Source organism: Streptomyces sp. NPDC000229, from assembly GCF_040300825.1.
In the GTDB taxonomy this organism is placed as follows: domain Bacteria; phylum Actinomycetota; class Actinomycetes; order Streptomycetales; family Streptomycetaceae; genus Streptomyces.
In genome coordinates this window covers 1-12,049 of record NZ_JBEPEL010000065.1, presented here as the reverse complement: position 1 = coordinate 12,049, position 12,049 = coordinate 1, and the positions used below count along the sequence as shown (strand labels likewise).

Annotated in this window: 10 protein-coding genes and 2 pseudogenes; 6 read left to right on the top strand and 6 right to left on the bottom strand. The window is 67.4% G+C overall.

All coding sequences use genetic code 11. From position 1 onward, the window contains the following. The first annotated feature begins 106 nt into the window (after positions 1–106). Positions 107–496, top strand: coding sequence for a DUF6009 family protein (locus tag ABT360_RS26205; protein WP_351821261.1), 390 nt, complete (start codon positions 107–109; stop codon positions 494–496). Positions 497–1,155: 659 nt separating this feature from the next. Here ABT360_RS26205 and ABT360_RS26200 read toward each other — a convergent pair. From ABT360_RS26200 to ABT360_RS26190, 3 genes are all read right to left on the bottom strand, one after another. Continuing rightward, complete coding sequence (locus tag ABT360_RS26200) at positions 1,156–1,737, bottom strand: hypothetical protein (RefSeq protein WP_351821258.1); 582 nt, start codon at positions 1,735–1,737, stop codon at positions 1,156–1,158. A gap of 135 nt (positions 1,738–1,872) precedes the next feature. Beyond that, a complete protein-coding gene (locus ABT360_RS26195) occupies positions 1,873–2,295 on the bottom strand; it encodes a hypothetical protein (protein ID WP_351821255.1) in 423 nt (140 codons plus the stop codon). A gap of 67 nt (positions 2,296–2,362) precedes the next feature. Further along, complete coding sequence (locus ABT360_RS26190; RefSeq protein ID WP_351821252.1) at positions 2,363–4,303, bottom strand: UvrD-helicase domain-containing protein; 1,941 nt, start codon at positions 4,301–4,303, stop codon at positions 2,363–2,365. Between the two features lie 198 nt (positions 4,304–4,501). Here ABT360_RS26190 and ABT360_RS26185 point away from each other — a divergent pair, with 198 nt between their 5' ends. Continuing rightward, complete coding sequence (locus ABT360_RS26185; RefSeq protein WP_351821249.1) at positions 4,502–5,095, top strand: hypothetical protein; 594 nt, start codon at positions 4,502–4,504, stop codon at positions 5,093–5,095. Between the two features lie 45 nt (positions 5,096–5,140). After that, positions 5,141–5,957, top strand: a pseudogene (locus ABT360_RS26180) (IS5 family transposase). 229 nt (positions 5,958–6,186) lie between these two features. On the opposite strand, the gene ABT360_RS26175 reads toward ABT360_RS26180, so the two are convergent. Beyond that, positions 6,187–8,187: a tetratricopeptide repeat protein gene (locus tag ABT360_RS26175; protein WP_351821246.1), complete on the bottom strand. Its 2,001-nt coding sequence runs from the start codon at positions 8,185–8,187 to the stop codon at positions 6,187–6,189. 312 nt (positions 8,188–8,499) lie between these two features. Between ABT360_RS26175 and ABT360_RS26170 the strand changes: the two are divergent. Beyond that, positions 8,500–8,604 (top strand): annotated as a pseudogene (locus ABT360_RS26170) (IS5/IS1182 family transposase); the annotation flags it as partial. 20 nt (positions 8,605–8,624) lie between these two features. Here ABT360_RS26170 and ABT360_RS26165 read toward each other — a convergent pair. Together ABT360_RS26165 and ABT360_RS26160 are read right to left on the bottom strand one after the other, a co-directional pair. After that, positions 8,625–9,698 (bottom strand): DUF6083 domain-containing protein, encoded by a 1,074-nt coding sequence (locus tag ABT360_RS26165; protein ID WP_351821243.1) that lies wholly within the window; start codon positions 9,696–9,698, stop codon positions 8,625–8,627. A 413-nt stretch (positions 9,699–10,111) separates the two neighbouring features. Beyond that, entirely contained in the window at positions 10,112–10,318 is a 207-nt protein-coding gene (locus ABT360_RS26160) for a hypothetical protein (RefSeq protein WP_351821240.1), read from the bottom strand. Positions 10,319–10,480: 162 nt separating this feature from the next. Here ABT360_RS26160 and ABT360_RS26155 point away from each other — a divergent pair, with 162 nt between their 5' ends. Both ABT360_RS26155 and ABT360_RS26150 read left to right on the top strand, forming a co-directional pair. Continuing rightward, entirely contained in the window at positions 10,481–10,825 is a 345-nt protein-coding gene (locus tag ABT360_RS26155; RefSeq protein ID WP_351821237.1) for an SH3 domain-containing protein, read from the top strand. 359 nt (positions 10,826–11,184) lie between these two features. Then, on the top strand, positions 11,185–11,919 hold the full coding sequence (locus ABT360_RS26150) for a tRNA-dependent cyclodipeptide synthase (RefSeq protein ID WP_351821234.1): 735 nt from the start codon (positions 11,185–11,187) through the stop codon (positions 11,917–11,919). The last annotated feature ends 130 nt before the right edge of the window (positions 11,920–12,049 follow it).

Sequence of the window (12,049 nt, the reverse complement as noted above, 5' to 3'; positions counted from 1 at the left end):
ACCATGGACACACGGCACCCCGCCGGTCCGCCGGCGTCAACATCAGTACGAACGACAAAACGGCCGACCAGCAAAAGGCCGACCACATCGAGGAGGAGCTGCGTTCATGAGCTCGCTGCTGCACGAGAGCCAGCTCGAACACGAAGCTGCCGTGGTGTGGTTGGAAGACCCCAACAACTTCGACTACGTACGCCAAGCTCTGGACAAGACCGGGCGCCGCACCGGCAAGCCACGTTATGCCCGCGACGGGCGAATGGTCGGCTATGTCGAGCTGGACAAGAACGCCGAGGCGAATCCCGACAGCGGCCTCTTCCAACGCCGCACCTTCTTCTTGCTGCCTCACGACCGGCCCAACGATCCCGAAGGCCTCTACAAGGAAGGCGCACCAGGAGAGGCTGTTGACCCGCGCACCATCCAGCCCCGGAAGGTGGGCGAGAAGACACCACGTTCACAAGGCGAGCGGAAAGCGGAGATAGTCCCCGCCCCCTCTCCCTGAGGTGCGCTCTACGAATCCTCTCCCCGGCCCCGGGCACAAGGCGCGCTGTGAGGTGATCCGGCCGCAGTCGTCCAGTCCACCCGATGAACTGGTGCCCGTGGCCGCCTACCCCTCTTCTTCTGACCGGTCAACGAGCGCCCCCTCTCAGCGCCATCACCAGGGGCATGTCGATGGGCGCTGAAGAGACCGTCTGCCAGGCTGACCACGTCAGACCAGCAAGGTGACTGGGAGATCCGCCCGTGTCCGTCCCGTTCCGCATCCAGTGCTGCCTGTGCCGCAAGAACATCCCACTCGCCCAGGACGTGTACGAGCTGGACGCGGAGTGGCAGCGCCGTTTCCCCGCCATGGCGGGCACCCTCGCCTGCCACAAGTGCGCCTTGCGCACACCGTGGCGCTGCACCGACAGCAACGGCTCCTACGTCGACGGCCACATCCCCGCTGCCATCCGCGCCCTGCTTCGACGCCTGGAACCACGTCTCGCCTCCTGGCACCCACAGCTACTGGGTAGTGCAGAGCCCGTGCTCGGGCCTGCTCCAGGGCGCCGAGGAGTACCTGCGCAAGGCCGCAGCCCGCAAAAGCACTCCCCCCGAGATCGCCGCCACGCTGCGCGCGGTGATCCAGGAGTGGGACGACCAGCACGGTACGACGGCCGCGCCCTGTCAGGGCCTAGCGTTCGATGCGTTGGCCGCGCCGACGAGGTGCTGCTCGTAGGCAGGGCCGACACGCAGAAGACCATGTGGGGTCTGCACCAGCCAGCCGGTTTGAATGAGACGCCCGAGCGCCTGGGCGACAGGCGTGCCGTCCTGCCACCCCAGGAGAACAGCGAGTTCCTGCGGGGTGGGCGGTCGGCCCTTGGCCGCGCAGATCACGGCGACGCTGAAGGCGCCGGCGGCGCGGGCGAAGGCCAGCAGACTGCGCTGCAAAGGTTCACGGCCAGGTGTTCCCAGGGCGTGCTGGCTGGGTTGTGCGGCCTTCTTCGGTGACCACTTCAGCTCCTCCCCTGGGGCAATTCCGTGCTGCGCTCGTCCGTAGTCCATCCAGTAGGCCAGCGTCGGCATCCACGCTGTAGGCACGACCACCGCGCCGTACCCGTACAACTTGCCCATTCCAGTGCGAACGCCCAGGGCTCTGCTCTCGTCGACGAAGGCGGTGTAGCTGACCGTCGGCGGGACAGGCACGTTCACGCCTGGGCTGGCGCCACTCGGCTCTTGACCGTGAGAGGTCTGCTGCCCGCTGTTCACCTGGCGAGAGTCCTTTCTCCGCCGCTTTCCGGATGCTGGCCTGGTCCCATCGCCTGAACGTACGGGCGCGAGGTCCGAAGGCTCCCGGACCCGGTGCTCGACGGCCGCGGCGCAGTGCCCTTGACGATCGCGCTGTCAGAACTGCAGTTCGATGGCCTCGGCGTGGCTCTCGCCGACGATGGTCGATGCGAAGACGGTCGCATGCGGCGGCAGGGGAATCGCAAAGCCCTGGCTGACGATGAAACACGTACCGTTGTTGTCCTGCTTCACCATGAGGTAGAGGGCATCGCCACTCCACCAGGGGAACGCCCCGACGTACGGCTCATGCCGGAAGTCGCCGTCCCACTGCACCGTGCTCCTCACGCGCTTTAGCGCGCCCAGAGCGCCACTGGCCCACTCAAGGCGCTCCTTGCGCTCGCCGATGAGGTACTCCGCCTCGCCTGGATCAGCCAGGGAGCGGGCGGCGGTCGTCGGGAAGAGGTAGCTGCTCAGCGGTGTCATGCCCTCGAGGTTGTCGATGGGCGGGACGCTCACGATGTGCCAGTCGCCAGTGCTCATGACGCGACCCTAGCCGCGCTCGCACGCTGGCACGGCGAGATCTGCGAGGTGGGAGGTTTTCCCGTCATCATGCCTGGGGCAGCGGGCCAAGGCGGTCCCAGGGCGAGGACCCGGGGGCGGCCGGTGCGGGGAGGGACGATCCGCGGGTGGGGCCGCAGGCCTCTGGAGCCGCGAGGAGGTCGGGATACTTGTCGATCCACTGCAAGCCGCGACGGTCGAGTCGCTGCCGGGCCCGGGTGACGGAGACATAGGCGAGTCGGTAGTCGTCCACGGTGTAAGGGCGTGGCATGGGCTGGCCGTCGGGATCGACGTCGTTGGTGGCCTGGGGTTCGAAGTCATCGGCGATCCGTACCGTGGGCCATTCGCGCCCCTTCGCCTTGTGAGCAGTGGAGAGCACGATGTCGGCGTTGGACTCGTCGGTCAACTGACGGACGGCGTGCAGTACCTTTTCGGCGCCGTGGGTGTCGATGATGTCGACCAGCGGCAGTAGATCGCCTCCCATGGGGTCTTCTTCCGCGTATTCCTGGAGTTCGCCCCAGGTCTGGAAGAGGACGAGTTCGGGGTGTGCGCTGCGGCGCCCGGCCTTGAGTTCGCCGGCGGCCCGGGCGAGTTCCTCCAGGGGCTTGGCACTGCCGACCAGGGCGACTTTCCGGTCTTCCTCCAGCAGGCGGAAGGCTTCGGTGATGGTGCCGGCGTTCGTCCGGCACAGGATGGCCTCGGGTTGTTCCACGGGGCCGATCGTGGTCTGGATCGCGGGGTTGCCGCGCAGACGAATGGGCGACCCGGCGGCGTCGAGCCAGCGGTTGGCCTCCTCGGCGAGGGCGGGACCGAAGCGGAAGGACTGGGACAGGATGAGCTGCTGGCCGTCGAAGTTCTTCATGACGTCGCGTGCGCCTCGCCAGCCGTAGATGGCCTGGGCGGAGTCGCCCACCATGATGAGCTGGGCGTGTGATCGCTGGGCGTTGAAGACTTCCTCCAGGACGGGGTTGGTGTCCTGTGCCTCGTCCAGGAGCAGGTAGTCGCCGGGAATGGTGGGGTTGGTCAGTGCCCAGATCTTCAGCGCGTGGTCCGGATCGAACTTGACCTTTCGTCCGGCTGGGTTCTGGATGTCTTCCCAGGCGCGTTGTGCGTAGGGCAGCACGAGCCGGGCGACTTCGGACCGGTAGTCGAAGCTCAGTCCGCGGATGTACGGAAGGTGCTCGGGGAGCAGTTCAGTGTCGGTCGAGTGGCAGAACTTGACCACCATGCCGAGGGTGGCGGAGGACAGTGCCTTGTGCGTCATGACGCGGTCGCCGAACCTCGCCCACGTCGTCTTGGTGATGCCCAGGCGCTCCCCCGCTCGCCAGGCAGGCTCGCGCGGGGCGCCGTAGCGATCCCCGTAGCGTGAGGCGAGTGCTCCCATGGCGATCGAGTGGGGGGTCTTGCAGCGGACGTTGGGAGGGAAGCGTCTTGCTGCGTCCGCGACGACGGTCTTGTTGAAGGCCATGAAGATGCCGCGGCGGCGGTCGGTGAAGGCGACCATCACGAGCGTGGTCGTCTTGCCGGTGCCGGCCCCGGCCTGCAACGCGAAGTGGGCTCCGCTCAGCTTCACCTCGACGGCACGGTCCTGCTCCTCTGTCGGCGGTGGTGTCCGTCGCGGGGCGGGCTTGGCGCTGGGCACCGTTGGGCCTGCGGGCTGCGGAGGGAGCGGTGTGCTCTGCCGGGCCAGGAAGTCCAGGTACTCCTTGGCTAGCGCGATTGCCCGCTCGATCAAGGCCTCCGAAGCGCCGGTTCTGGTGGTGACGCCCAGCTTGAGGTTGAGCCTGCGGTTTACCTCGGCGTGAGGCATCCGGGTTGCCCGGGCGATCTGATTGACCAGGAGCGTGAGCTCCTGCTGCGGAGACTTGGGTGTCTGCGCTGTGTATTTGGCCTTCTTCGTCCTCTTCGCAGGGCCTGCGAAGAGCGCCATCTGATCGGCGTCGTCGGCCTGGGAGGCCTCTCCGCCACGGCGCGGCGGCTTGCGGCTCACCGGTCCTCCTCTCCTCAAGCCACGCGAGCGCAGAGTACACGGGGTGCTACACAGCGTCGATATCATTCAGCTCAGCGTGGTGACCTGCTCGTGGCTGCGCTGGGGTCTTCCGCTGCTCGGGGAGCTTCAGTGGAAGAGCCGGTGTACAGGTCGCCGGCACGTACGCCCCTTCGGCTGCTCTTTCACCAGGAGACGTGGATGGCCAACACGGACCGGACGGTGGAGCCGAGCTCCGCTGAGGCTCGCACTGCCCTGCGGAAGCGTCCCGCAGCCATCTTCGGCGCCAGCCCCATGGACGGCATCGCATGGCCGTGCGGGCTCGGCACACCGCGACGCCGCACTTACAGCAACCAGACGGTGCCTTACGAAGACATGCGCGATGACCGGAAGAGGGCCCAGGAGACCATCACGGCGTGGGCGGAGCGTTACGGTCTGCGCCGCAGCACGAAGGGATGCTGCCCACAGTGGCTTCAACGACGGGTCAGCAGGCGCTGCTCGTCTGGCACGTGTGTGCGATATGACCCTCCCCGGCATGACGCCAGCTGGCTGGACCACATGGTCGCCTGGCTCCACGGCGGCAAACCCGCGGTGCTCACTTCAGCGCCCTATGGAGTGTCGCAGGAGAGCCACGCCCGCCTGTCGTGGTGGACGGAAGCGGACTCCCGCCTGCGGGTGTCTCGGGGTGTCGGTTGGTACGGCTTCCGCACGACGCAGATTGTGATGTGGCGATCCGACATCCTCGGCGTTGTCGAACCAGCCGAACGCCCGGAGCCGTTCTTCTTGCGCGACTAGGCCTAAGACTGTGTCCTATGTGGTGAGGCGGTCGTTGGGCAGGTCATGGGGCGGGGTACGTGGAGTTGGATTGTTCCGGACGGGCTGTGGGAGATCGCCGAGCCGCTGATCCCGCCGTCGAGGGTGCGGCCGCAGGGCGGCGGGACGCAGGACACGCCTGATGAGACGCTGTTCGCCGCGATCATCTACGCCCTGGTCAGCGGCTGCGCCTGGCGGGCCTTGCCGCCCTGCTTCGGGATATCGAAGTCAACCGCCCATCGCCGGTTCCTGATCTGGTCCCGTGCCGGGGTGTGGGGCCGGTTGCACGAGGAGATCCTGCATCGCCTCGACGACGCCGGCCTGCTTGACCTCTCCCGCGCCGTCCTCGACTCCGCCCACGTCAGAGCGAAAAAGGGGGCGAACTCACCGGTCCGAGCCCCGTGGACTGGGGCAAGCCGGGTTCCAAGATGCACGTCCTGTCGGAGGCGAACGGACTGCCCCTCGTCGCCGGCCTCTCGGCCGCCAACACCCACGACAGCCAGGCCCTGAAGCCCATGGTGCTCGGCCACCAAACGAGACACGACCCGCACCCCGGCCGAACTTCAAACCCCAGCGTCTGCACGCCGACAAGACCTACGACATACCTGAACTGCGGAAATGGCTCCGCGGGAAACGCATCGGCGTCCGCATCGCCCGCAAGGGCATCGAGTCGTCAGAACGGCTCGGACGCCGCCGCTGGGTGATCGAGCGCACGATGTCCTGGCTGACCGGCTACCGCCGGCTCAACCACCGCTACGAGCGACACCCCCGCAACTACCTGGCCTTCCTCGGCCTCGCCGCAGCCATCTGCTGCTACAAACGGCTTCTCCGCCTCACCACATAGGACACACGGTCTTACGGGTCCCCGGCCGTTGACACAGTCACAAATGAGCGAGTAGCTCGAGGCCCGCTGGGTCACCGCCCAGGAGTTCACCGGACTGCGCCCCACGTTTGCCGGCGACCGCCCCTTCTTCGACGATGTGCTGCCGACGCGGGGACATCAGGTCCCCGAGGAGCCTGTACAGAACTGACTCCCCACCGCGCTGGCCACTCCGCTCCGGCTACTTCGCCGCTCAGTGTTCGTGCGTCACCTGAGCCAGCAGCTCACGGATCTCCCGCAGGCTCATCCGCGTACCGGGGTCGGAGTCCCGCTCCTCGATCTGCGCGAAGTGTTGTTCGGCCGTGGCCAGGTCGCCGCGGTGCCGGGCCAGTCGGCCGGCGAGGCGGTGGCCGGCGAGGTGGCCCGGGTACTCGGCGAGGATGTCCGCGACGAGTGGCGCGGCCTCCTCGTCGCGCTCCGCCTCGACGAGCAGCTCGGCCAGCTCGGGACGGGGATCGACGCGCCGTTCGAGCGGTCCGCGCGGTGGGTCGAAGTCGCCGGAGCGCTCCACCGCGCGGCGCAGCCACTGTTCGGCCTCCGCGGTGCGTCCGAGCCGGCGCAGCGCCCTGCCGAGGTGGTACGCCGCCTCGGGGATGTCGTTCTCCCACGCCTTCACGAGCCACCGCTCGGCCTCGGCGTACCGCCCCCAGCGCACCATGCTGCGACCGGCCAGGAACGCGGGCCGCGCCAGACCGCCCTCGGCGGCGCGCACATACCAGCGCTCCGCGAACTGCGGGTCCCCGCCCCGCTCTTCGGAGGCCCAGCCGACGCCCCAGGCTGCCCTCGCGTGACCGAGCTCCGCGGCCTTCAGCGTCCAGATGCCGGCGGCCCGCTCGTTCTTCGCGTGGGTGTGGATCCCGGCGATGGTGTACGCAGCCCCCGCGTCCCCGGCTTCGGCGGCCGGCCCGAAGTACGGCACGAGCAGGGTCTCGTCGGCATGGCAGTCCTGCAGCATGCGGCCGAGCTCGAGCAGCGCGCGCGGAGTGCCGGTCTTGCGGTACCAGTCGGCGGCGTCGGGCAGCCGGTAGAGGCGATCGAGTGCATCGGCGTACGCGAAGCACTCCTCGGCACCGCCGGACTCCGCGGCCGCCCGCAACTCGGGCAGGCGCGCCGCGAGTTCGGGGTCGGGCAGTCGGGCGGGGTCGGCGCGAATCGCCGCGATCTCCTCGAGCTGCTCGACGAACATCTTGGGCAGGCCGCCGTACTGATCGTTCTCGTCCTCGGTGTCGCCGGTGAGACGCAGCCATCGCTCGGCCTCGTCCAGCCGCCGCTGCATGATGCCGATCAGACCGAGGTAGAAGCGGGCGTAGTCGTGACCATCGGGTGCTGCGGCCGCCGTCTCGAACCAATGCTCGGCCGTGCGCTGGTCACCGCGCTCGAAGGCCCAGACACCCAGGACGTAGGCCGCGCCCGAGTAGCCGAGCTCGTGCGCCCGTACGGCCAGGGCGCGTGCCTCCTCGATCCGGTCGCTGTCGCGGGCTACCAGGATGGCCTGCTCGACCAGGGCCTGGTGCGAGCCGACCGCCGCGGCTCGCGCGTAGAGAGCCTCCGCCGCGCGGATCGTGCTCGGGTAGTACGTGAACATGCCCGCGTACTCCGGGTCCCGCAGCGGACTCAGCGCCTCGAACGCGGCCTCGGCGTCCCCGTCAGCCTCCGCCCGCGCGAGCCGCTCCTCCCAGAGCTCAAGGTCGTCGACGATGTTCTCGATCACCTGACGGGCCGAGGCCGCCTTGCGGTCACCCAGTTCGGCCGCCTCGTCCAGCTGCGCCTGTGCTTCGGCGAAGGCACCGTGGCGGGCGGCTTTGAGCACCGCGCCGTTGGTGAGGCTCTGGACGTGGCCGAGTGCGGCTCCCCGCGCGTACCACTCCTGTGCTCCGTCCTGGTCGCCGGACTCCTTCAGGAGTGTGGCGAGCCCGAAGGCGCAGCCGCCGTCACGGTCGGCAGCGCTGCGGTACCAGCGCTCGGCTTCGGCGAACTCCCAGCGGTCCTTGTGGCAGATCGCGAGCGTGCGCGCCGCATCTGCGTCCCCGTGCTCGGCGGCCTTGGCCCACCAGGGCAGGGCCTGGTCCATCCGGCCGCTCTTGCCGAGGAATGTGGCGTAGGCGCGGTACGCGCCGTCCTGTCCGGCCTCGGCAGCGGCCGCCAACTCGGCTTCCTGGTCGCGTATGTGCTCATGCGTTTCCCCATGTGTCATTCCGTGATCGTGTCAGGCGGCTACGGCCGCGGCGGATACGGGGGCCGGGGCGTGAAGGACACGTTCCACCTCAACGCGAAGCGCCCCTCCGCCGCCTGCGAGGATGCTGCTCGCGCAGCCGCTGCCGATGCCCCGCCGGCCGGATCCCGGACGCGACGGGAATGGACGCCTTCACCACCGCGTACAGGGCAGCCAAGGAGCAGGCGGTCCGTGTTCGTCGCCGTCGAGCGCCAGGCCTGCGGTGGACTGTGAAGACCGACGCGCTCACCGCACCGCACGGGTGTGGTGTCACTTCCGTGGAAGAGCTCCAGCAGACTCAACCACCGCTACGAGCGTCACCCTCGCAACTACCTGGCCTTTCTCGGCCTCGCCGCAGCCCTCTGCTGCTACAAACGACTCCTCTGCCTCACCACATAGGACACGGTCTAAGGGCTTGCTCAGAAGGGTGGCTCGCCACCGGAAGGTTCCTCCGGCGTCCCCTCTTCCTTAGGCGGTGATGACTGCCACTTCTCGTGAATGCGGGAGCGTCGGCGGACGATGGGGGCGCATTCCCAGCACAGCCACCCGTCCCCTTCCTTGACGTGACTACGGTTCGTACACAAGGCACAGCGCGAGCCCATCGCAACCGGCCTCATCTGGCCGAGCAGCGGGTGGCCCTCTCGCTTACGCTCTCTGGCGATCTTGGGCCGTTCGTACGCGATGAAGTCGCTGTGCCGGAAGGTGTCGAAGAGCACCCACTGTGGCGGGATCACGTTCGGTGTGTTGCCGCCATGGTGAACGGTGCAGCGCTGGTCCCGCCACCGTTTGTAACCATCGGGATAGAGGGCATTAAGGTCGCATACCCACATCTTCTGCCCACCCCACAGAGTCTCCTGTCCTGCCCGGCCGGGCGGGACAGGAATGTCTCGCTGTGTCCACTGACCTTCGTAAAGGTCGTCATCGAGCACCATCTTCTGGCACCGTTCCCCGGTGCTGGAGGAATAGGCGACACAGCGGATCTGGTCGAGCTCTGCTGGCCCGAGCCAGGTCCAGTAGGTATAGGTGATGACGTGGCGCGGGCCCGGTCCTGTCTGGAGAAGCTGCTCGGCAACGTCTTCCTCCGACACATCTTTCCGCGGGGGTGGAACAAAGGCACCCTCGTCGATCCACTTTCTCGTCTTCACCGCGTAATGCCGGCGCAGGCCACGCAGGGCGCGCTCATCGTCGTGGTCAAGCGCTGGGCACACCGCCGGGTGCACGATCCGGCAGCGCTCCGATCCGCCATCACCGAGGTACACCAAGCCGTTGAACACAGACCATCGGTAGCGCTCAGGCAGCAGGCGCGAAGGGAACTCCTGCAACAGCAAGGGCACCCAGGCCTTGGTGTCATATCGCTCGTACCACTCGATCGGATGGTGACAGTAGATGCACAGCCGGGCGCTGTCCTGCCGCAGCGTCTTCGAGGCGCTGGAGCGGTGCAGCCTCATGGTGCGCCGAGAGCCGAAGAACCGACTCGCCTCTTCCTCATCCACCGGGCTGCCATCCCAGTGCCTGTTTCTGAACCCTTATCAGCAGGTCAGAGGCCGCCACTAGGTCACCGGTATGGCCCACCAGTTCGGGCGGCCCGTCTGCACGGCCAAGACGATGAGAGCATCCCGGCGCGTCACGCCGGACCTCCGTCAAGAAAGGGAGACGTCATGCGCCGTCTCAGCCCCGCCCTGTTGGGAGCCGCCGTAGTCGTCGGCATCCTCGCGATTCCGGCCCACGCCGTCCATGCCACCGCAGCACCTACTGCATCCGCGGCTCTTCCTCCTCCCAGAATCTCGCTGCCCGACATTCAGCTGCCCCAGCTGCCCCAGATCCCCAACATGCCCCAGCTGACCCCGATCCCCGGGCCCGGATTTTCCGACTGACCGAGATCAAGCTGCCCGAGACCTAGGTGTGGTCAGTCCTGTTTCTGATCCCTGACCCGCGGGCGCTCGGTCGGCTCTCCTATTGGGCCTGGAACCAAGTTCACCACTGTGAACTTGAGAACGATCAAGCCGCTGGCCTCCTTGATGGGCTCCTGGTTGCGTTGCTGGTCAGCACCGCCACGGCGTTCGCCGCTTTTCTCGCTCGCGTCACGCCAGCCTTTCGTTCCGAGAACGGTCACTGTGACCGTTCCCCGAACGTTTACGCAAAGCGGCCATTTCAGGTTGGAGGCCTCTGACCTGCTGGTGAGGGTTCAGAAACACTGAGCGCCGGGGGCTCACGTGGGAGGGAATCGGCTGCGCGGCCCGTGACTCCGGGGGGAGCTGGCTTCGTTGAGCTGTCCATGCGACGACTGATGATGTGCGCGGCCGCGGTGGCCGCTCTTGCCCTGCCCGCTGCCGGGGCTCCGGCTGCTGCAACGCCGGCGCACCCGCTGGGGGCTGCGCCCGCCGAGTTCAACTCGTGCGGCTACTACCCGACGACGACCGTTCATCTGCGAACGGGCCCGGGCAAGCGGTACACCTCGCTCGGCCTGATCGGTCCGAAGGACGCGGTGAACGCCGAGAGGGAACAGAAGGGCTGGTTCAAGGTGTACCTGACCGACAAGTCCAAGAGCGGTCTCAAGAGCGGCACAGAGGGTTGGGTGGCAAAGCGGCACCTGAAGCCGGCCGTCTGCATGCAGTACTAGCGTCATGGGTGCTGAGAACCTGTTTCCGATCCCGGGGAAAGGCACCGCCGGTACGCCGCGGGTAGGCATCGCCGGGGCATCCCGGTGACCGCCAAGCCAGGGGCCTGAGCCAAAGTGCCCGCGGAGGTTTTGACTCCGCCCGACCCGAAGTCAGGCGGGGGTCGTCGTCCCATTCACGCCGCCTACGGCACCCAGCAGCTGCCCTGCGCTGGCAGCGGCGTCAAGCCCTGTACAGCCGCCTGAAACGGTCCGGCCCTTCACCACGGCAGGCACCTGCCCCGCGCGGAAAGCCACTCAGCGTCTTACGGTGTGCTGTAAGTGATCATGCGGCTTGGATGGGACGAAAGACTGTGCAGCACATGCTGGTGGACATCGATCCCTGCACCGACAACTGCGCCCGCATCCTGGCCGCAGGCGAGCACATCGCCCTCATGATCAGCCCCGGAAATCCCTACTTCTCCGTCTCACGCCTCACGATCCTGTTCCAGTGGGCCGCCCAGGAAATCAAACACGTCGACATCGTGGTGTCCGACCTGCAGATGACAACGGCCACCTACCTCGCCCGGGGGCTGCCGGAAAATGAAGCGGGCAAGAAAGCCCGGGCGGATGTCCGGCAGATGGCCTCGCGTATCCGGCGCGCCCGACAAGCAGCAGGGGACCCCGATCTGCGGGTGAGCGAGTTCGAGGACTGGACGGGCCACCCGGAGTACCGCCGAGCGCGCGCCCACGTCCAGCAGGCCATGCACGACCCCGCCTACCGTGCGCTCTGCCGGCAAGGGACCCGGGACGCCGCCAAAGCCAGAATGCCTGCCGGCTGGGAGCCCACAGAACAGCACATCACCACCGGACTGATCCACACCGAAAAAGCGCTGCCGTTCGCCATCAACGCCGTAGGGATCCTCGGCGCATCACAAGCAGTCACCGCCTACAGCAAACCGGCAGCACAATTCACCTACTTCTTCACTGAAAACTCCGCATTCCGGGCCTTTCCTGGCCAGGGTTACATCGGCGTGCGCGCCCGCGAACAAGAGGCAAAAGGCCCTCTTCGACAGGAGGCAGTGAAGGACGCGCGGAGCGCTTCCAGGACGGGCTGATCCTTTCGGGCTATGCTGCGGCCCGGGAGTCGCCATGGCGGTCCTGGGCCGCGTCGTGCGGTTTTGCGCCCCAGTACGGGAGTCGTTTCGGGGCCGCACATCTGAACAGAATCCCTAACTCAGAATTAGG